Source organism: Niveispirillum fermenti (genome assembly GCF_048066175.1).
Lineage (GTDB): Bacteria > Pseudomonadota > Alphaproteobacteria > Azospirillales > Azospirillaceae > Niveispirillum > Niveispirillum fermenti.
The window spans coordinates 1-21044 of sequence record NZ_JBLTXA010000046.1; the positions used below are offsets into that span (position 1 = coordinate 1).

The following is a 21044-nucleotide window of genomic DNA, read 5'->3' on the forward strand; positions in this document are numbered from 1 at the left end:
ATATCCTTGGCATGGCTGGCCTTTCCCCGGCTGACCCACTGGGCCAGGCCGAAAATGCCGATGACATAGATCACCACCACCACCAGATCAATCTGCGACAGGCTTGTCATGTTCCCAAGGACGTTTCGGGATTGGCGGAACCCGCGCAGGCGTATGATGTTGTCGGATATCGGTTGAGCATGCCCCGGCTCTCTCCCTCATTAGCTTTATATTTATCGCATTAATATATCATAAAACACGACCTTGCCGCACCTGCGCTATCTGAGATTCCGGGTCGATCATGGGTCTGACGGGCGGGGGCACTGATGCTCGACTAACATTTATCATATTGCTAAGATAACTACCGCCTTGATGATACAGGGCTGATCTTAACCCATGTGGGAAAATGAAATCGATCGTCAAACGCCGTCTATGGCATCCGGACGCGGAACTCGGTCAACGAACATTGGGTATCGTTGAAGATATCGGCTCGGCGATCGTCTCTGGCGAATATCCGTCCGGTGAAATTCTGCCGGTGGAGGCGGATTTAGCCCAGAAATATCAGGCAAGCCGCAGCGTCCTGCGTGAAGCGGTGAAGATACTGAGTGCGAAAGGTCTGGTCACGGCGCGCCGGCGCAAAGGCACCTCGGTAACGCCCAAGACCTCCTGGGATCTGCTGGATGCCGATGTCCTGCGTTGGATATTGATGGGGGATTTCTCTCTGCCGCTGCTGGTCGAATTCACGGATATTCGCCTGGGCATAGAGCCACAGGCGGCGGCGGGTGCCGCAGAAAGGGCGGATCCTGTCGCGCTGGCTGCCATACGTGTGGCCTTCACCCGTATGCATGCTGCCTTGCGGGGCGATGATGATCCGCTGGATTCCGATATCTCCTTCCATCTGGCGATCCTTGCTGCCAGCGGCAACCGTTTCATCAACCGTTTGAAGCACTTGATTGAAGCTGCCCTGCTATTTTCGATCCGTTATACGGATGATCAGACGCGCACCGCTGACATCAAGCTGGCAAGGCATGAACGTGTCCTGCTCGCCATCGAATCCGGAGACCCCGAAGCCGCCGCCGCCGCATCCCGCGACCTGCTGATTGCGGCGCGAGCCGTCATGGTGAAGGGCTTGACGCGCGGCTAAGCAGGTTCCTCCAGATCGGGCCACACATGGCCCGGCCTGGAGGAACCTGCCGACTCCATTGTTTGCAGATTTTCCGAGCCCGCCCATCTGTGGGCGGCGTTCGGAAAATCTGCTTAGGCCGCTACCGGCAGCCCTGCTGCTGAAGGGTCTGCGCTTTTTTATCTAATAGATATGATTTATATTGCGAACCACGGTGGGGCTGTTACAGTCCACACCGTTGGACGAAGCCGCGCCGCGTTGCCGACGCTGCATTCATGTCACCGCAAGGGCTCGGGCGGTCAAAGACGTCGCGGCATGGCCGCGCGAATGTCTTGCCCTGCCCGCAAACCCGGTGGCGCCAGCACAGCAATCGACGCCGGGAAGGAATGAAGGTGCGTACCAAGACGATATTGATCGCCGGCGCGCCGTCGGGGGACCGCGACCGGGGCGACCGTAACCGCCGGGACAGGCACGGATGAATGCGCGGATGACTCGTCGCGCGCTGTTGCTGGGGAGCGCGACAGCCACCCTGGCAATGCCGGCCCTGGCTTTGACGGGCGCGCGGCGCAGGCCGAACATTGTCGTCATCTATGCCGACGATCTCGGTTTCGGGGATCTTAGCGCCTATGGGGGCACGCGCCTGCACACGCCGAACATCGACCGCATGGCCGCGGGGGGCACGCGGTTCGTGAACGCCCATTCGCCGTCGGCGACCTGCACGCCCTCCCGCTATGCCCTGCTGACCGGGGATTATGCCTGGCGCGCGTCGGGCACGCAGATCCTGCCGGGTGACGCCCCGGCCTTGATCCGCCCCGGTCGCTTCACCCTGCCATCCATGTTGCAGAAGGCGGGTTACCGGACCGGGCTGGTCGGCAAATGGCATCTGGGCCTGGGCGACGGGCAGGTCGACTGGAATGGGGAGATCGGGCCGGGGCCGCTGGATGTCGGTTTCGACTACGGATTTTTCATGCCTGCCACCCTGGACCGTGTGCCCACCGTCCTGATCGAGAATCGTCGGGTGGTCAATCTGGACCCGACGGACCCGATCACGGTGGATTACAAGCGGAAGATCGGCACGGAACCCACGGGAACCGAAAATCCTGACCAGCGGCAGATGGGTGCCGATCCTGAACATTCCGGCACCATCACCAACCGTATCAGCCGTATCGGCTATATGACGGGTGGAAAGGCGGCCCGCTGGAAAGACGAGGATCTAAGTGATCTGTTGCTGGAAAAGGCCGTTTCCTTCATGTCCGCAAGCAGGACAGATCCGTTCTTCCTTTATTTCGCGGTGAATGAGCCGCATGTGCCCCGCGCGCCGCACCCGCGTTTCGTCGGCAGGTCCGGCATGGGGCCGCGCGGCGATGCCATCCTGCAGCTCGACTGGACCGTGGGGGAGATGATGGCCGCCATGGACCGTATGGGCATCACCGACGACACGCTGGTGGTGTTCAGCAGCGATAATGGCCCCATCCTGTTCGACGGCTATGACGACGGGGCCGTGGAACTGGCGGGTGACCACCGCCCGTCCGGCCCGTTCAGCAGCGGGAAATACAGCATCCTGGAAGGCGGCACCCGCGTGCCGATGATCACCTGCTGGCCGGGTCAGGTCCGGGCGGGCCATGTGTCGTCGGCGCTGGTCGACCATGTGGACCTTGTCGCGTCGCTGGCGGTGCTGACGGGACAGGAACTGCCCCGCGACGGGGCGCTGGACAGTTTCGACATGCTGAACCCGTTGCTGGGCAAGACCGATCAGGGGCGCACGCATGTGGTGGAGGACACCAAGCTGATGGTGGTCAGCGGGGCCATGGTGGCCGGCAGCGGCGAGCGTGTTCTGGCCTTGCGCCAGGGGGACTGGAAATTCATCCGGGCCAGCGTGGATGCCGCGCCGTTCCACGGCAACCCGATCGGTACCGCGCCCGGCCCCCAGCTTTACGACCTGGCCGGCGATCCCGGCGAGACCAGAAATCTGGCGGCCACAATGCCTTACCTGGCAGGCCGGATGGCCGCCTTGCTGGACAGGATCGAACGCGATGGGCGAAGCCGCCCCGCAGCGCCGTGAAGGACGACCTTTTACTATTTTGCTGTGATCAGAACCTGTTGGCTCTGATCACAGCCCTCAGCCCTCAACCGCCGGCGCCAACATTCGTTGGCTCGGGCGCGCCGCACGAGCGGTGCTGTGGCGGTCGCCGCCGGACCAGCTTGCGATGAATTCCACTCATCGCGAGCCGGTATTATCCGGTTCCGGCCAATCATAATATCCAAACTGGGGAGATCGACGATGCGCAAGACCCTTCTGCTGTTGACGGCCCTGGCCCTCGGACCCACGCCGGTCCTGGCCCAATCGGCGCTGGGGGCCAATTACAACGAACATTTCGAGGATGTGGATTATCGCGACCTGGAAAAAGCCCAGGCGCGCTGGATCCGGCTGTTCGTCCCGATGCCGCAACTGGACAAGGGTGCCGCCGACCATGGCGCGGTGCGATCGGTTCTGGCGGCGGGCGAACACGGCTACAAGACCATCCTGTCGCTGAAATGGCCGTTTCCGCGCAGCGACTTTCCCAAGGCAGGCACACCGGCCTTTCAGAAGGAACTGGCGCGTCTCGATGCCCTGCTGCCGCTGGTGATGGACAGGATCGACATCCTGGTGATCGGCAACGAGCCCTATATCGAAAGCCGGGAAGAGGATCGCGACCTTGATCTGAACACCTTCTATGAGGCGATGGCCGCCCGGATCATACAGTATCGCGCGAGCCGATGCGGTGGCGACTGCCGGACCCGGCTTTACATGGGCGCCTTGAACCGCCTGGACCTGAAGAAGAACCTCACGCCGTCTGTCGCGCGCTGGATGGATTATGTCAAGGCGACACCGGAGATCGACGGGGTGGATATCCATCCCCACATTCCGTCGATCCAGGCCTCGCAGCCCTTCCTGGATTACATCCTGCCGCGCATGCGGCCGGAGCAGAAATTCCTTGTCACGGAATTCTCCCTGGTCTGGTGGTGGAAAAAGCAGATGCGCGAACCGGTCTCCCCGGCCTTCGCGACGAAGTACGGCGTGTCGCCGCAATCCCGGAACTGGCAGGTGATGCAGTCCGCCCTGGAGCAGCCCTTTACCAAGCAGCAATGGGACGATTACCTGTCGCTCAGCCCCTGGTTCGAAACCCGCAAACATTATCTGGTCAATCAGATGAAGATGTTCCGGGATACGGGCCGTCTGGCGGTTGCCACCTATGGCTTCAAGCAGGGAAGCTCCATGGCGGCCGATTTCGGTCCCGACAAGACGCCCTGGCTGATCAACAGCGTCTTTGCCCCCCGATCGATCAGGCCCAATGCCGATGGCAGTGCCGCGGCCAACTATGCCTGGATCGATGATTTCCGCGCCTTGCAGAAGGACTGATGCCAGTGAAGAAGCACCTTTCGATCCTGGCCCTGCTTTCTGCCACCCTGATGGCGGGGCCGGCACCGGCACAGCAGCAACAGCTCAAGAAGGCTGTGGCCGACGATATTTTCGCCGACCACCCGTCGATGGACAGCAACGCGGTCGTCATGCCGTCGGCTGATGCGAAACCGGTGACCCCGTTCTTCAGCGAACGGGCCATCGGCGATGCATCCCTCGCCCGCACGGCCGATGGCGGCTGGGTGCTGACCGGTACGGTCCTGCGCACGGGGGTCCGCCATGGGGTACAGCTCTGGACCTCCGCTGATGGCAAGGCCTGGAAGGGCTGGGGTCCGGCGCGGATCACCGGCAGCGGGATCGAGCCGGGGGACGTATCGGAACGGTATCTGGCGCCATCGGTCACCGTGGCCGGCGACCGGCTCTATCTGGCCTTTGCCGACAAGACCGGCTGCGCCCGCGTCGCCGTGGGTCAGGCAGCACGCCCGGACGGGACCTTCACCGCCTCTGCCTGTCTTGTCGATGATGCCGCCGATATCTCCCTCTTCGTCGATCAGGACGGGACGGGATATCTGCTGTGGGGTGGCGGCAATATCGCCAAATTGTCGGCTGGCTTCGACCGACTGGCCGAGACACCAAGGTTCCTGAAGCCGGATCAGGCCCTGTTCGCCAAGCATCCGCCCGTGGGCAAGGATTGGCCCGTGCGTGTGCGGGTGGGCATGTCGGGGGCGACGATGTTCCGCGACGGCGACCGTTATGTCCTGGCCGCCAGCGAGGTCACCGGACGCATGCGCACCGCGACGGAGGATCTGTTCATGGCGGAGGGGCCGACACCCTACGGTCCTTTCAGCATGCGGATGCTGGCCGTGCCGCATGCTGGGCAGGGGGCTGTCGTCCGGTTGGATGACGGTCGCCTGGCGACCGCCTACAATCCCAAATGCGAGGATGGTTTCGCCCTGTTCTGCGAACAGGTCGGGCTGGTCCCGCTGGAGCGCGCGCCCGACGGCCGTCTGCGCCAGGCGGCTTCGGTGATCACCGAGGACAGTGCCGTCGCCGCCCGCCAACCGCTGCTAACCTCTGAGATGATGCGTGACCCATCGGTGACGCTGGGCGGCGACGGCTATTACTATCTGGTCGGCACCCAGGACGGCTATGGCTATCACCGTCCGGATGGCGGGGTGAAGCTCTGGCGGTCGGCGGATATGAAGCGTTGGGACGATGCCGGCTTCATCTTCCGCTGGGAAGGGATGGGCTATGATTTCGCCAACAACATTGCCGAGCTTTGGGCGCCGGAGATCAAATGGGTCGAACGCGACAAGACCTACTATCTGGCCTTCTCGGTCATGGAACGTGGTGTCGGCGGCAAGACCTGGCTCTACCGCTCCAGAACCGGCAAGGCGGAGGGACCATACGAGAATACGGGCAAGAGCTATCTGGTTAAGGGCATCGACGGGTTCCCGTTCGAAGATGATGACGGTCTCTATTTCCTGTGGGGCGGCGGCAGCATCGGCAGGCTGAACGACCGGCGCGACGGCTTCGACGGGCCAGTCCGGCAACTGGTCGATGTGGATGGTGACCATGTCGGATATGAAGGCAATGGCCTGATCAAGGTGAACGGGGTCTATTTCCTGACCGGGGCGGAATGGCATGGACCGCTGCGCACCCATGGCACCTACGACATGATGTATGGCACCTCCAGAACCCTGTTCGGTCCCTACAGCCAGCGGCGCATCGGTGCCCCCCATGGCGGCCACGGCACGGCCTTCAGGGATAAGCAGGGCCGCTACTGGTACACGATGTTCGGCAACGACCCGACGGCGCCGTGGCGCATGCACTTCGGGCTGGTGCCCATCGACATTGGCGACGCCGCGTCCATCGGGGTGCCGCGTGTCGACGGCGCGCGTGCGGAATGAGCCATGGTGCGGGCCGTCCCCATTGATCTGCGCCTGCGTGTCGTGGCCGCCATCGAGGCGGGGGAGGCGATGACGGCGGTGGCCGGACGATTCGGCATCTCCATATCCACGGCTCGCCGTCTGTGCCGCAAGCAACAGGCCGGAGCCAGCCTGTTGCCCGACCGGGTTGGTGGCCGCCGCCAACCGGTCATCGCGGGTGACGACCTGGAATGGTTGCGCAGCCGGCTTGCGGGACGCGATCGCATGAGTATCCGGGGGATCACCGCGGAACTGGCCGGGCGCGGGCTGCTGGTGACGCATGACACCGTATGGCGGACGGCAAGACGGCTGGGTTTTGGCGAGCGTAGAGAATAAAAAGACGACTTGACGTCGTTAACGTCCACGGTGGTGGCGGAAATTCACTGACCGTCATCTGGTGAGGCATGCTCCACCAGATGACGGTGGCGGCGCTGCAAGGGGTGGACCAGGTTTCCCGGAGACCGGAAACGCCCCCTGCGCGGCAGGCCGGGGGAACGTCCGCCCAGGGGAACGTCCGCCGAAGGTGATCATGCCGGCGATGGCGGGCCGGCACCGGGATTTCATGATCCCCGCCGCCCCCATCCGGTGCGGACGGGCGGGTTGCCGGGTTGAGCCCAGGCTGTCCGGGACGATGCGGGCCGTCCCGGACACACGCGGGCATCAACCCGGCATGGTCATGACGAAGGCGTTCAGCTTGTTGCCATCAAGATCACGGAAATAGGCGGCATAGAAATTGTCGCCGCGCGGGCCGGGCGGGCCTTCGCAGGTGCCGCCCAGCGACAGGGCCAGATCGTAAAGCCGCTGGACCTGTTCCTTGTCCTTGGCCTCGAATGCAACCATGACGCCATTGCCCACAGAGGCGGCGTTGCCGTCGAACGGCTTCATCAGGGCCATGCCGGCCCCGCCATTCGGATCACCCCAGGCGATGCCGGTGGGAAATTCCATCATCCGGCCGGTCCCCAACTCCTTGGCGATGGCGTCGTAAAAGGTGGCGCCCTTGGCCAGGTCGTTGGTGCCCAACGTCACATACCCAATCATTCTTTCCCCCATGATCTTGTCCATGCCGGACGGCACGGACCCATGCCGCATGGCATGATCAGAACATTACAGGAACATTTGATCGAGTCGAGTCATTTCCCCGCCAGGGTGAAACAGCGTGCCTTCAGCTTGTTGAAGGCGTCGGTCCGGTGGCTGATCGATTGCTTTTCCGCCGGGTCCATCTCCGCAATGGTCCGCGTGTCGCCCAGCGGGATGAAGATGGGATTGTAGCCGAAACCATTGGTGCCGCGCGGCGGAAAGGACAGGTGACCGTCCACCCGCCCTTCCACCGTCTCCACATGCCCATCGGGCCAGGCCAGGGCCAGGGCGCAGATGAAGGCGGCCCGGTCGCCCCGGCGGTCCGGGCTGGCCTTCAGCGCCTCTTCCACCCTGGCCATGGCGATGCGGAAATCCTTGGTCGGCCCGGCCCAGCGGGCGGAGAAGATGCCCGGCGCCCCGTCCAGCCCCTCCACCGACAGGCCGCTGTCGTCGGCCAGCGCCGGCAGGCCGGACGCTGTGGCGGCCGCCCGTGCCTTCAGGATGGCGTTGCCGACATAGGTCGTCTCCGTCTCCTCCGGCTCCCCCAGCCCCAGTTCCCCGGCGCTGGGGAAGTGCCGCACCAAGCCATCCAGCAGGGCGGCGATTTCCGGCACCTTGCCCTTATTGTGGGTGGCGATGACCAGCGTATCGCCGGTGAAGGGACGGGGGACGGTCATGCGGCCCCCCCTCAGACGCCCAGGGCGGCGCGCTGCAGCGCCGCCAACTCGCCGATGCCCTTGCGGGCCAGGGCCATCAGGGCCATGAACTCGGCTTCCTCGAAGGGCTTATCCTCGGCCGTGCCCTGGATTTCCACGATGCCGCCGCGGCCGGTCAGCACGAAATTGGCGTCGGCCCCGGCATTGCTGTCCTCGATATAGTCCAGGTCCAGCACGGGCTGGCCATTATGGATGCCGCAGGAAATGGCGGCGACCTGATCGGTCAGCGGCACCCGGGCCAGCGTGCCGGTCCGCACCAGATGCTGAAAGGCCAGATGCAGGGCGACATAGGCGCCCGTGATGCTGGCGGTACGGGTGCCGCCATCGGCCTGGAGGACATCGCAATCGACCTTGATCTGCACCTCGCCCATGGCCTTCAGGTCGGTGACGGCGCGCAGGCTGCGGCCGATCAGGCGCTGGATTTCCTGCGTGCGGCCCGACTGCTTGCCCTTCGCCGCCTCGCGGTCGGTGCGGGTGTGGGTGGAACGGGGCAGCATGCCATATTCCGCGGTCACCCAGCCCTGGCCCTTGCCGCGCAGGAAGGGCGGCACCTTCTCGTCCACGCTGGCGGTACACAGCACATGCGTGTCGCCGAACTTCACCAGGCAGGAGCCTTCGGCATGGCGGGAGAAATTGATTTCCAGGCTGACGGCGCGGAGCTGGTCGGCCAGGCGGCCGGAGGGGCGGGACATGAGCAATATTCCATCGATGATCGGACAGGCAGGGTCATAGCAACCCTGCCAGCCTTCGTCCATCCCTGCTCCCCGCGTCCGTCCATTGATTTGCGCCGTGCCGCCCACTAATCTTTCATGGGACGGAGCAATGGCAAGAGGGCCGGCGGCGCCAGGATGATCAGCGAGCTGAACCAGCGGTCGCGGGAAATATTCCGCCATATCGTGGAAGCCTATGTCCAGACCGGGGAGCCGGTGGGATCGCGCACACTCTCGCGGCGGCTGACGACCAACCTGTCGCCGGCCACGATCCGCAATGTCATGGCCGATCTGGAGGAACTGGGCCTGCTGATGGCGCCCCACACCTCGGCCGGGCGCGTCCCGACGGAAGCGGGGCTGCGCCTGTTCGTCAACGGCCTGCTGGAGATCGGCGACCTGACGGAGCGGGAGCGCGAAGATATCGAGGCCGGCTGTCAGGCACGCGGCCGCTCCCTGCCGGAGGTGCTGGAGGAGGCGACCAACCTGCTGTCGGGCCTGTCATCCTGCGCCGGGCTGGTGCTGGCGCCAAAGACGGACCGGCCGCTGAAACATATCGAGTTCGTCAATCTGGGGCCCGGCCGCGCCCTTGTCGTGCTGGTGACCGAGGACGGGCTGGTGGAGAACCGCGTCGTGGAGGTGGCCGTGGGCCTGCCGCCATCGGCCCTGCAGATGGCCAGCAACTATCTGAACGCGCGGGTCGTGGGCCGCACCCTGTCCGAAGCGCGCGCCATGATCCAGAAGGAGATGGAGGAACAGCGCACCCAGCTCGACAGCCTGACCCGCAAGGTGGTGGAGACGGGGCTGGCCACCTGGTCGGGCACGCGCGGCAGCCAGGGCTATCTGATCGTGCGCGGTCAGGCGCGGCTGCTGGAGGATGTCACGGCCCTGTCCGACCTGGAACGCATCCGCGCCCTGTTCGAAGCGCTGGAAACCCGCGAGCAGATGATGCGCATGCTGGACGCCACGGGCCGGGCCGAAGGGGTGCAGATCTTTATCGGGGCGGAGAACGACCTTTTCCGCCACGCCGGCTGTTCCATGATCGTCAGCCCCTATGCCAACACCAAGGACCAGATCGTCGGCGCCATCGGCGTCATCGGCCCGACCCGCATCAATTATGCCCGCATCATCCCCATGGTGGATTATACGGCCAAGGTGATCGGCCGGCTGATGGGCTGACCCCCTTGCGGTACCGGGGGCCGGCACCCTATCTCTCTTGGCGACAAGGCTCGACAGGCGGGGCGTTCCCGCCTAAACCAGAGGGCCGCCGGTCCTGTCCGGCCGGCGCCTGTTCCAGTACCTCATCCAAAGGCTTGTTCCGCGATGACCGACACGATCAACACCCATGAAAGCGACCCCAACGCCGCCGCGGAGCCGGTGGCCCAGGCGACCGGGCCGGCCGTCGATACGGCCCGCGTCGCCCAACTGGAGACGGAGGTCGCGTCCCTGAAAGATCAGCTTCTGCGTGCCCTGGCCGAGACGGAGAATGTCCGTCGCCGGGCCGAACGCGAGCGTGAGGATACGGCCAAATATGCCGTGGGCAAGTTCGCCAAGGACCTGCTGGCCGTGGCCGACAACCTGCGCCGCGCCGTGGAAGCCGTGACGCCGGAAGTGCGGGAGGAAAACCAGGCCGTCGGCAACCTGCTGACGGGCGTGGAAGCGACGGAACGCCAGTTGGGCGCCGCGTTCGAACGCGCAGGCATTGCCCGCATGGAAGCGCTGGGGGCCCCGGCTGATCCGAATTTCCACCAGATCATGATGGAACTGGAAGGCACCGGAAAGCCGGCGGGCACCGTCGTGCAGGTGCTTCAGGCCGGCTACACGATCCATGGCCGCCTGCTGCGCGAGGCCATCGTCGGTGTCGCCAAGGGCGAGGCCGGGGCCGCGCATGTGAATACCAGCGCCTGACCGGCGGGCCAGGCCGGGGCTTCCCGGCCCGGTGATGCATCTTGAAGGGTCACAGACAGGCCATTGCCCGTCTGTGACCCTTTTTCATGCGGGCTGCTGTTGCGTCAGGTGGCCGGTCGGCTGAATTTGTTCGGACGGATGGCGGCGTGCTTCGACGACCGGCGCAACCGTAAGCAGGTGACGCATCCACTGCCCGATCTGCTGGCTCAGCGGGTCATCGCCATGGCGCTGGGGTACGAAGACCTCAAGGATCACGACCTGGTGCGCAACGATCCGCTGTTGAAGGTGACGGCGGTAGCCAGGCCCCGGGTGCCGGGTGGCGCGCCGCTGCCGGCGCTGGCCGGGAGTTCGACGCTGGGTCGGCTGGAGCGGAGCTTCGAGGAGGCTGACCAGCGTTATCACAAATTCACCGCGCAGCCGTCGCGTCTGCAGGATCTGTATGTCGAGCTGTTCACCGGCAGTTATGCGACAGCGCCGGAGCGGATCATCCTGGATATCGACGCGACGGATATCGAAACACATGGCCATCAGCGGGGCGGCTTCTTCCTGGCCTTTCGGTAGCAGTTTAAAGGTTCCCCGGTTCGGTTGTCGTCCGCCGTTATGGATGAATATGCCCCCATGGCAGTGGACAACAGCATGAGATCATAAGCGGCAAGGCTGTTGGCAGCCATCAGGGTGCGCATCAGATCAAGTCCATGCTTTTACAAATCAGGCGGAAATAACAGCGCGAACGGAAGTGCCTTGCGCCCATAGCCATCACGGACGGGATGAGCAGGCGGACATGATGTACACATTCAAAGTTGAACTTCAAAAACAAATCCATTAAATTGTTTATGGATATAGATTAATCCGTTTTGATTGTGTACTGTATATATTTTCCACTAAAGGAAACCACCGTAATGATTTTCGCCCATTCCGGTCGTGAAGGTGACTATGGAACCTGGGAACCTCTTGTGGATCATCTCCTCTGTGTCGCTACCCTTTCAATGCGGTTTGCTGGGGCCTTTGGGTACGAGGTGGCGGGTAAGGCATTGGGGCTGCTGCATGATGTGGGGAAGATGGCGCAAGCCTATCAACTCTATATCCGGGGTCAGGGGCCCAGCCCGGATCATTCAACGGCCGGTGCGGCCATCGCCTGTCAGCATTATGGGCGCTCATGGGGCCCCTTGCTGGCGGCTTCCATCGCTGGGCACCATGCAGGGCTGGCCGATGGTGATGGCGAGAAGGGACAGCTCAGCAGCCTGAAAAGCCGGCTGGACCGGTATAAAGGCAACCTGACCTGTGCGGAAGGGGCGGAGCCGCCAGCACCGGAACAGGTGCGCAGTTCCATCAAGCATCTGGATAGCGGCCTGCGCCGCTCCCTGTTGGGCCGCATGTTGTTCTCCACCCTGATCGATGCCGACCGGCTGGCGACGGAGGCTTTTTATGCCCACCTGAACCAGCAGCCCGTGCAGCGCGGGTGCGATACCAGTCTTGGGATGTTGCGGGACCGGCTGACCGATCATCTGGTGGCCCTGGCTGCCAAGGCACGGGCCGATGTGGCGGAAAATCCGGCACTGGGGACCATCAACGACCTGCGGGCGCAGGTCCTGGCCCATGTGCGGAACGGTGCCGCACAGGAACCGGGCCTGTTCAGCCTGACGGTCCCGACCGGCGGGGGCAAGACGCTGGCGTCGCTGGCCTTTGCCCTGGACCATGCGCAGCACTGGGGCAAACGCCGGATCATCTATGTCATCCCCTTCACCAGCATTGTGGAGCAGACAGCGGATGTGTTCCGCAAGGCGCTGGGGGATGATGATGCCATCCTGGAACATCACAGCGGCTTTGACGGCGGCTCCGAACGACAAGAGACAGGTGTCAGCGATGCCGAGGCCCCGGATGGTGGCAAAAAGGCGCGGCTGGCAGCGGAAAACTGGGACCGGCCCGTGGTGGTGACCACAGCGGTGCAGTTCTTTGAAAGCCTGTTTTCCAACCGGCCCGGCAAATGCCGCAAGCTGCATAACATTGCCGGCAGCGTCGTCATCCTGGATGAAGCACAGACCCTGCCCCAGCCGCTGCTGCGCCCCTGCCTGAAACTGATTGATGCGCTGGCCCGAGATTTCGGCTGCACCCTGGTGCTGTGTACCGCCACCCAGCCTGCTGTGAACAGCAGCAAGCTGTTCGCAGACGGGCTGGATAATGTGCGGGAACTGGCACCAGACCCGGCGGGGCTGTATCAGGCCCTGAAGCGTGTGCGGGTGGAAACCATGGAAGGCCGGCCCGATGTGGCCGCCCTGGTGACGGCGATGCAAAGCGCGCCGCAATGCCTGACCATTGTCAACAGCCGCCGCCACGCCGCCGACCTCTATGCCGCCCTGAAGGCAGCGGACAGGGCGGAACCCCGCCTGCTGACAACGGCGCTGTGTGCGGAACATCGCCGCGCGGTGCTGGCCGACATCCGGGAGGATCTGGCGCAACAGCGGCCCGTGCGCGTCGTCGCCACCTCCCTGGTGGAAGCGGGCGTGGATATCAGCTTTCCGCTGGTGATGCGGGCGCTGGCTGGGCTGGACAGCGTGGCCCAGGCGGCAGGACGCTGTAACCGCCATGGCGAACATGGGCGCGAGGGCGGGCGTGTCCTGCTGTTCAATCCGGCGGATGAGGAAGGCCACCGCCCGCCCGCCGATCTGAAGGTCTTCGCCGACACGGCGGCCCGGGTGCTGTCGCGCACCGATGACCCGCTGGGCCTGGATGCCATCCGTGCCTATTTCCAGGAACTTTATTGGAGAAAGGGGCTGGCCGGGGCGCTGGACAAGCATAACATCCTGAAAATGCTGGATGACCGGGCCGACACGCTGCTGTTCCCCTATGAAACCGTGGCCCGGCTGTTCCGCCTGATCGACGATGCCCAGGCCCCGGTGATCGTGCCGTACAAGCCAGCGGCGGAGAAGATCGCCGGTCTGGTAAGCGACCTCTCCTATGTCTCCTCCCCCGGTGCCATCGCCCGCCAGCTCCAGCCCTACATGGTGCAGGTGCCGATCAGGGCGCGGGACAAGCTGCGGGAGGCGAAGGCGGCAGAGTATGTGCGGCCCGACCTTTACGGGGATCAGTTCGTGCTGCTGACCAACAGCGATCTCTATGACGCGAAGGCGGGTCTGCGTTGGGATGATCCGACTTATCGGGACATTGGCAATGGATTCATGTGAGGGGAGGAAAAGGCGAATGCCATTCGGCGTGAAACTGCGCGTGCGGGGTGATTTTGCCTGTTTCTCCAGGCCGGAAATGAAGGTGGAAAGGGTGTCCTACGACATCCTGACACCTTCTGCCGCGCGCGGCATTCTGGAGGCGGTGCATTGGAAACCAGCCATCACCTGGGTTGTGGATCGCATCCATGTGCTGAATCCCATTCAGTTCATGTCGATCCGCCGCAATGAGGTGGCATCCAAGGTGCCGGTGGCCAAGGTGAAACAGGCGATGAAGGCCGGGCATGTCACCGACCTTTACACCCGCGCCGATCAGGACCGGCAGCAGCGGGCCGCCACCTTGCTGCGCGATGTGGATTACATCATCGAAGCGCATTTCGAGATGACCGACCGGGCCGGGCCGGATGACAATCCCGGCAAGCATCTGGACATCTTCAACCGCCGCGCCGCCACCGGGCAATGTTTCCAGCAACCCTGTTTCGGGTCGCGGGAATTTCCGGCGTCGTTCGAGCTATGGACCGACCCTGTCCCCGCCCACAATCTGCCAGCGGAACAGGCCGACAAGGATCTGGGCTGGATGCTGCTGGACATGGATCACCATGGCGATCCGGGCGGGCATCGCTGCGACGACCGTTGTGTGCCGCTGTTCTTCCGGGCGCAGCTTTCCGACGGCGTGCTGAGTGTCCCGGACCGGCATAGCGGGGAGGTGCGGTCATGACCATCCTGGTGGCATTGAACCGGCATTATGACCGGCTGCTGGCCGAGGGGGCGGCCCCGCCCTTCGGCTTCACCACCGAGGGCATCGGCTTCTGTCTGGTGCTGAACCGGGATGGCACCCTGTCCCGCCCGCCCGATGATCTGCGCGGCACCGATAAAAAGCGCCCGCCCACGCCCCTGCCCGTCCCCGCCAGTTTCAAACGGCCCGGCGTGACGCCCCGCGCCTTCTTCCTGTGGGACAATACGAAATTCGTGCTAGGGCTGGGCAAGGACAAGGCCAGCGGCGGGCTTGCCACCTATCCCGCGCATCTGGCCGCGTTCCGGGAAAAGCATGAGGCGGCCCTGGGCCAAAGCGATGATCCCGGCCTGCAGGCCCTGCTGGCCTTTCTGCGGGCCTGGAACCCGGATGCATTTACGGATCAGGGCTGGGATACGGAGATTCTGGACCAGAATATCGTCTTCGCGCTGGACGAGGATTATCCCGGCCAGTTCCTGCATGAACGCCCCGCCGCGCAGGAAATCTGGCGTCGGGAGTTGGCGGCCACCGCCAGCGACAAACAGATGTGTCTGGTCACGGGCGAACAGGCCCCCGCTGCCCGCCTGCATCCGGCCATCAAGGGGGTCTGGGGCGCACAAAGCTCCGGCGCCTCGCTGGTGTCGTTCAATCTGGATGCCTTTACCTCCTACGCCAAGGAACAGGGCGGCAATGCGCCGGTGTCGGAAGCGGCGGCCTTCGGCTATGGCACGGCGCTGAACGCGCTGTTGGCCAAGGGCAGCGAGAACCGGGTGCAGGTGGGCGATACCTCCGTCGCCTTCTGGGCCGATGCGTCGGGCATCGCGGTCGCCAGGGAGGCGGAAGCACTGGCCGGTGCAGCATTGGCCCCCCGGTTCGCGGATGAGGATGACGACATCCCGACCGATGCGCAGGAGGCACGCAAGGTCGGCGACGCGCTGGAAAAGCTGGCCAAGGGGATGCCGGTGGAACGGGCATCCGTAACCGTCGATCCAGCCACGCGCTTTTACATTCTGGGCCTGGCCCCTAACGCCGCCCGCCTGTCGGTGCGGTTCTGGCAGGAAATGACGCTGGGCGATTTCGCCTCGGCGCTGCGCTGGCACTGGCACGACCTGCGGCTGGACCCGCCGGCCTGGAAGGGGGAACCCAAGCTGCAGGCCCTGCTGTACCAGACGGCAGTGCAGGACAAGGCGGAGAATATCCAGCCCCTGCTGGGTGGGGAATTGATGCGCGCCGTCCTGAACCCGAACTGCCGCTATCCCCGCACGCTTCTCTCCGCCGTGCTGCAACGCATCCGCGCCGATGGGGAAATCCGCCCGGCGCGTGCCGCCATCATCAAGGCCTGGCTGGCCCGTGATGCCCGCATCACCGCCCCCGAAAAACATGAAACGCCTGAGAAGGAGGAACTGTACGTGAGCCTGGACAGGGAAGAAACAAACGCGGCCTACCGGCTGGGCCGGCTGTTCGCCGTGCTGGAAAGTATCCAGTACCGCGCTTTGGGCAGCGTCAATGCCAGCATCCGCGACCGGTATTTCGGGGCCGCATCGGCCACGCCGTCCGCCGTGTTCCCGCTGCTGCTGCGCGGATCGAACCACCATCTGTCGGTCCTGCGCAAGAAGCCGGAGACCAAGCGGCTGGCCGGCTGGTTCGAGGGACAGGTGGGCGAGATCATGGACGGGCTGGCCACCACCCTGCCCCGGCATTTCGGGCTGGAGGATCAGGGGCGCTTCGTCGTCGGCTATTACCATCAACGCAATGAACGCAGTGCCAAGGCCGGCGAAGAGGCCGGCAACCAGGGGCAGGAGGATTGATCCATGAGTGTTCTGAATAATCGTTACGAATTCGTCTTCCTGTTCGATGTCACCAACGGCAACCCCAATGGCGACCCGGATGCCGGCAACCTGCCGCGCCTGGACCCGGAGACCAACCATGGGCTGGTCACTGATGTCTGCCTGAAGCGCAAGATCCGCAACTTCGTCGGCCTGTTCCATGAGGGGGAACCGGGCAAGGGCATCTATGTGCAGGAAGGGGCGATCCTGAACGAGAAGCACCGCGAAGCCTATAAGGCCGTGCGCCCCGACGACGCCGATGTGGCCACCGCCAAGAAGCTGACGCCCAAGGGGGACGAGGAAGAAAAGGCCGTCCGCAAGTTCATGTGCGACAATTTCTTCGACGTGCGCACCTTCGGGGCCGTGATGGGCACCGGCATCAATTGCGGGCAGGTGCGGGGGCCGGTGCAGTTCGCCTTTGCCCAGTCGGTGGAACCCGTTCTGCCGCTGGAAATTTCCATCACCCGCATGGCCGCAACGACGGAGGGTGAAAAGAAGGAAGGCGAGGCCGAGGGCGCGCGGCGGGAAAACCGCACCATGGGCCGCAAGCACATCATCCCCTATGGGCTGTACCGCGCCCATGGCTATATCTCGGCCAAACTGGCGGAGAAGACGGGGTTTTCGGAGGACGATCTGGGCCTGCTCTGGTCGGCGCTGGAACAGATGTTCGACCATGACCGTTCCGCCGCGCGCGGCGAAATGGGCAGCCGCAAGTTGATCCTGTTCAAACATGCCAGTGCCCTGGGCAATGCCGCTGCCCCTGGCCTGTTTGATCGGGTGCAGGTGCTGCGCCGCCATGCCGGCAGCGAGGTGCCGGTGAAGGACCCCCGCACCGACAATTGGCCCCCGGCCCGCAGCTTTGCCGACTATGCCGTGACCATCAACCACTACGGTCTGCCGGCAGGGGTGGAGATCATCGAGCGGTTCTGATCCTGATTGAAAAATGGAGGGCCGACAGCATGGAAAATGATGACCCGATCCCGCTGTCGGCCCTTCAACATTGGCTGTTCTGCCCGCGCCAATGCGCCCTGATCCATCTGGAACGGCAATGGGCGGACAATGCAGCCACCGCCGATGGCCGCATCCTGCATGAACGCGCCGATCAACCGGGCCGGACCAAACGGGGGGAGGTGCGCACGCTGCGGGCCCTGCCACTGCGCTGTCATCGCCTGAACCTTGTGGGTGTGGCGGATGTGGTGGAACTGCGCGGCGGTGTTCCCTTTCCGGTGGAATATAAGCGGGGCCGCCCCAAATCCCACCGCGCGGACGAGGTGCAGCTTTGTGCCCAGGCGCTGTGTCTGGAGGAAATGTTCGACCAGCCCGTGCCCACAGGTGCCCTGTTTTATGGGGAAACGCGGCGACGCACGGATATTATTTTTGACCCCACCCTGCGCGCGCTGACTGAACAGGTGGTGGCAGAGGTGGCTTCCATGCTGACCACCGGCACCACGCCCCCGCCTGTGTTCGAGACACGTAAATGTGGCCAATGCTCCCTGATCGACCTGTGCCAGCCGCGCCCACTGGCCCACCATCCCGATGTGGCCGGCTGGCTGCGTCGGCAATTGCGGGATTGAACCATGCGCCAGCATCTGAACACCCTGTTCGTCACCACAGAGGGCGCATGGCTGCGCAAGGACGGGGCCAATATTGTGGTGGAGGTGGAGGGGCAGGAGCGCGGCCGGGTGCCCGCCCATATGATGGGGGGTGTGGTCTGCTTTGGCCGGGTTGGCATGTCGCCCGCCTTGATGGGCTTCTGCGCAGAACAGGGGATTGGGGTCAGCTTCCTGTCGGAACATGGCAAGTTCATCGCCAGGGTGGAGGGGGCGCAGTCCGGCAATGTGCTGTTACGCCGCCGCCAATACCGGCAGGCCGACGATCCCGGAGCATCGGCCACCATCGCCGGGGCCATTGTCGCCGGCAAGGTGGCGAACCAGCGGACAGTTCTGCGCCGTGCCCAGCGCGATCATGGCAACTCTCTGGCTGCTAATCAGACCGCCGCCATCGACGATGCCCAGCGCCGCCTGGGGGATGCCGCCCGTCTGGCCGCCGATGAGCCCGATCTGGACCGCGTGCGTGGGCTGGAGGGTGACGCGGCCAGCGCCTATTTTGGCGTGTTCGACCATCTGATCCGCGCCAGTGCGCCAGAATTGCGGTTCCGGGGGCGCAGCCGCCGCCCACCGCTGGACGTGCCCAACGCCCTGCTTTCCTTTCTATACGCCATTCTGGGCCATGATTGCCGTTCCGCCTTGGAGGTGGTGGGGCTGGACCCGCAAGTCGGTTTCCTGCACCGCGACCGTCCGGGCCGCGCCGGGCTGGCGCTGGACATGATGGAGGAACTGCGTCCCCTGCTGGCCGACCGCGTGGCCCTGTCCTTACTGAACCGTGGACAGGTGACAGCACGGGATTTTGAACAACATGAAGGCGGGGCCGTGATGCTGCGCGATGACGCACGCAAAACCGTGCTGGCCACCTATCAGGAACGCAAGCGGGAGGAGCTGGTGCATCCCTTCCTTGAGGAAAAGGTGACGATCGGCCTGATCGCCCATGTCCAGGCCCGGCTGCTGGCCCGGCACCTGCGCGGCGACCTTGACCGATACCCGCCATTTCTCTGGAAATAGGATGTGCCCCGCCTATGCTGATGCTGATAACCTATGATGTCCGAACCGAAGATACGGCAGGCCGCCGCCGTCTGCGCCGCATCGCCCGCGCCTGCCAGGATTTTGGCCAGCGCGTGCAGTTCTCCGTCTTCGAATGCGAGGTGGAACCGGCGCAATGGGTCGCCCTGCGGGCAAGGTTGGTGGGGGAAATCGATCCCGCCGTGGATAGTCTGCGCTTCTACCATCTGGGTGCCAACGCCGCCCGGCGGATCGAACATGTGGGTGCCAAACCCGCCCAGGATTTCGATGCCCCGCTGATCTTTTGAGCACGGCAGGACGTGCTGCGCGAACCGTAAGCGAGCATGCGGAATGCGTGATGTTCGCGCTAGAAAATTCCATTGAAAGACAATAACTTGAATTACACACTCGGTTGCCGGCCGTCCAAACGACGACCCAAACACCAGGGTTCGCGCACAGTGGGCCATTGTGCCTTATTGGACAAGTGTATATTCAAAGACAGTCGCCCCTTCACGGGGGCGTGGATTGAAACTACGTGATCCTGGAGAAGAAAGACCCGCGCTGCCGTCGCCCCTTCACGGGGGCGTGGATTGAAACATCGACCACCCCATCCGCATCGTGCTGCACCAGAGTCGCCCCTTCACGGGGGCGTGGATTGAAACCGATAGCCGGCGCTCTGGGCATCGATCTCGGGGGTCGCCCCTTCACGGGGGCGTGGATTGAAACGACGGCGAGCCGTCCCACCTGATGCCCGTCCGCGGTCGCCCCTTCACGGGGGCGTGGATTGAAACCGGCCATACGATGGGCAGCCCGTCCAGCTGACCCACGTCGCCCCTTCACGGGGGCGTGGATTGAAACTCCTCCGCTGCGGAGTAACCGCCATGGGCACCTGTCGCCCCTTCACGGGGGCGTGGATTGAAACCTGATCGACATCCCCGTCTTCGACGGCGAGCCGTGTCGCCCCTTCACGGGGGCGTGGATTGAAACGCGCTGAAGGCCGCCGGTAATCTTGGCGGCGATGGTCGCCCCTTCACGGGGGCGTGGATTGAAACCGGCACAAGGTCGGCCCCCGGCTCGCGTTCGTCCGGTCGCCCCTTCACGGGGGCGTGGATTGAAACCCTCAACAGTATGCGTCCCGCGTCGCTGACAGCATGTCGCCCCTTCACGGGGGCGTGGATTGAAACTGCTATCAAACGAAAAATCCATCCGGGTTGGACGTGTCGCCCCTTCACGGGGGCGTGGATTGAAACAGCCCGCTGAACTGTCGGGTATGACAACCCTGAGTCGCCCCTTCACGGGGGCGTGGATTGAAACATGGCGTCGGCGATGGAGGCCCTGAATGCCCGTTGTCGCCCCTTCACGGGGGCGTGGATTGAAACGGTCACCCGAGCCGATATTGACCAAAATGGCATGTCGCCCCTTCACGGGGGCGTGGATTGAAACTCAGATGACCTGAAGGCGCTCGGCAGTGTCAAGAAGTCGCCCCTTCACGGGGGCGTGGATTGAAACAGTGGCTTATGCGTGTCACCGCTACCTGACGCAGAGTCGCCCCTTCACGGGGGCGTGGATTGAAACCACAACACGCCGGCTGCGCTCATCCCGAAGCCCAAGTCGCCCCTTCACGGGGGCGTGGATTGAAACGCCGTGGAACGTCGCGTCGCCTACGACACCGGCAGGTCGCCCCTTCACGGGGGCGTGGATTGAAACATCCACGACCGTGGGCGGGACATTCATGCCGTCCGTCGCCCCTTCACGGGGGCGTGGATTGAAACTCGGCCGAATATTTGGCCCCCGTCATGCCGCCCAGGTCGCCCCTTCACGGGGGCGTGGATTGAAACACCAAATCCGATGTT

Annotated in this window: 18 protein-coding genes and 1 CRISPR repeat array (1 of these 19 running past the window's edge); of the genes, 15 read left to right on the forward strand and 3 right to left on the reverse strand. The window is 64.0% G+C overall.

The features are described from left to right. The first annotated feature begins 385 nt into the window (after positions 1 to 385). From ACM9LZ_RS23410 to ACM9LZ_RS23430, 5 genes are all read left to right on the forward strand, one after another. Positions 386 to 1123 carry a FadR/GntR family transcriptional regulator gene (locus ACM9LZ_RS23410; protein WP_416621941.1) on the forward strand — a complete coding sequence of 246 codons (738 nt, stop codon included), beginning with the start codon at positions 386 to 388 and terminating at the stop codon, positions 1121 to 1123. Positions 1124 to 1589: 466 nt separating this feature from the next. Continuing rightward, positions 1590 to 3164, forward strand: coding sequence for a sulfatase family protein (locus ACM9LZ_RS23415; protein ID WP_416621942.1), 1575 nt, complete (start codon positions 1590 to 1592; stop codon positions 3162 to 3164). A 219-nt stretch (positions 3165 to 3383) separates the two neighbouring features. Then, complete coding sequence (locus ACM9LZ_RS23420) at positions 3384 to 4502, forward strand: hypothetical protein (RefSeq protein ID WP_416621943.1); 1119 nt, start codon at positions 3384 to 3386, stop codon at positions 4500 to 4502. Then, entirely contained in the window at positions 4502 to 6412 is a 1911-nt protein-coding gene (locus tag ACM9LZ_RS23425) for a family 43 glycosylhydrolase (RefSeq protein WP_416621944.1), read from the forward strand. The genes ACM9LZ_RS23420 and ACM9LZ_RS23425 overlap by 1 nt, the downstream gene beginning before the upstream one ends. 3 nt (positions 6413 to 6415) lie before the next feature. Then, positions 6416 to 6766 (forward strand): helix-turn-helix domain-containing protein, encoded by a 351-nt coding sequence (locus tag ACM9LZ_RS23430; protein WP_416621945.1) that lies wholly within the window; start codon positions 6416 to 6418, stop codon positions 6764 to 6766. Between the two features lie 324 nt (positions 6767 to 7090). On the opposite strand, the gene ACM9LZ_RS23435 is transcribed toward ACM9LZ_RS23430, so the two are convergent. The 3 genes from ACM9LZ_RS23435 to rph form a co-directional block, all read right to left on the reverse strand. Continuing rightward, entirely contained in the window at positions 7091 to 7468 is a 378-nt protein-coding gene (locus ACM9LZ_RS23435) for a VOC family protein (protein ID WP_416621946.1), read from the reverse strand. A 92-nt stretch (positions 7469 to 7560) separates the two neighbouring features. Beyond that, positions 7561 to 8184 carry an RdgB/HAM1 family non-canonical purine NTP pyrophosphatase gene (gene rdgB, locus ACM9LZ_RS23440; RefSeq protein ID WP_416621947.1) on the reverse strand — a complete coding sequence of 208 codons (624 nt, stop codon included), beginning with the start codon at positions 8182 to 8184 and terminating at the stop codon, positions 7561 to 7563. An 11-nt stretch (positions 8185 to 8195) separates the two neighbouring features. After that, positions 8196 to 8915 carry a ribonuclease PH gene (rph, locus tag ACM9LZ_RS23445; RefSeq protein ID WP_416621948.1) on the reverse strand — a complete coding sequence of 240 codons (720 nt, stop codon included), beginning with the start codon at positions 8913 to 8915 and terminating at the stop codon, positions 8196 to 8198. 156 nt (positions 8916 to 9071) lie between these two features. On the opposite strand from rph, the gene hrcA reads away from it, so the two are divergent. The 10 genes from hrcA (at position 9072) to cas2 (ending at position 19499) form a co-directional block, all read left to right on the forward strand. Beyond that, complete coding sequence (hrcA, locus tag ACM9LZ_RS23450) at positions 9072 to 10109, forward strand: heat-inducible transcriptional repressor HrcA (RefSeq protein WP_416621949.1); 1038 nt, start codon at positions 9072 to 9074, stop codon at positions 10107 to 10109. Positions 10110 to 10253: 144 nt separating this feature from the next. Beyond that, positions 10254 to 10838, forward strand: a complete 585-nt coding sequence (gene grpE / locus ACM9LZ_RS23455) for a nucleotide exchange factor GrpE (protein ID WP_416621950.1) — start codon at positions 10254 to 10256, stop codon at positions 10836 to 10838. A gap of 99 nt (positions 10839 to 10937) precedes the next feature. After that, positions 10938 to 11399 (forward strand): transposase, encoded by a 462-nt coding sequence (locus ACM9LZ_RS23460; protein ID WP_416621951.1) that lies wholly within the window; start codon positions 10938 to 10940, stop codon positions 11397 to 11399. A 338-nt stretch (positions 11400 to 11737) separates the two neighbouring features. Beyond that, entirely contained in the window at positions 11738 to 14020 is a 2283-nt protein-coding gene (gene cas3, locus ACM9LZ_RS23465) for a CRISPR-associated helicase Cas3' (protein WP_416621952.1), read from the forward strand. Positions 14021 to 14036: 16 nt separating this feature from the next. Continuing rightward, positions 14037 to 14735 carry a type I-C CRISPR-associated protein Cas5c gene (gene cas5c, locus ACM9LZ_RS23470; RefSeq protein WP_416621953.1) on the forward strand — a complete coding sequence of 233 codons (699 nt, stop codon included), beginning with the start codon at positions 14037 to 14039 and terminating at the stop codon, positions 14733 to 14735. Continuing rightward, the gene (cas8c, locus tag ACM9LZ_RS23475; RefSeq protein WP_416621954.1) at positions 14732 to 16558 is read left to right on the forward strand and encodes a type I-C CRISPR-associated protein Cas8c/Csd1; all 1827 of its coding nucleotides are present in this window, start codon (positions 14732 to 14734) and stop codon (positions 16556 to 16558) included. The genes cas5c and cas8c overlap by 4 nt, the downstream gene beginning before the upstream one ends. Before the next feature lie 3 nt (positions 16559 to 16561). Further along, a complete protein-coding gene (gene cas7c, locus ACM9LZ_RS23480) occupies positions 16562 to 17506 on the forward strand; it encodes a type I-C CRISPR-associated protein Cas7/Csd2 (RefSeq protein ID WP_416621955.1) in 945 nt (314 codons plus the stop codon). Between the two features lie 29 nt (positions 17507 to 17535). Continuing rightward, positions 17536 to 18150: a CRISPR-associated protein Cas4 gene (gene cas4 / locus ACM9LZ_RS23485; RefSeq protein WP_416621956.1), complete on the forward strand. Its 615-nt coding sequence runs from the start codon at positions 17536 to 17538 to the stop codon at positions 18148 to 18150. 3 nt (positions 18151 to 18153) lie between these two features. Next, positions 18154 to 19194, forward strand: a complete 1041-nt coding sequence (cas1c, locus tag ACM9LZ_RS23490) for a type I-C CRISPR-associated endonuclease Cas1c (protein ID WP_416621957.1) — start codon at positions 18154 to 18156, stop codon at positions 19192 to 19194. A gap of 14 nt (positions 19195 to 19208) precedes the next feature. After that, positions 19209 to 19499: a CRISPR-associated endonuclease Cas2 gene (gene cas2, locus ACM9LZ_RS23495; RefSeq protein WP_269913272.1), complete on the forward strand. Its 291-nt coding sequence runs from the start codon at positions 19209 to 19211 to the stop codon at positions 19497 to 19499. A 193-nt stretch (positions 19500 to 19692) separates the two neighbouring features. After that, a CRISPR array of direct repeats spans positions 19693 to 21044; the repeat unit is 31 nt; unit sequence GTCGCCCCTTCACGGGGGCGTGGATTGAAAC (it continues 2216 nt past the right edge of the window).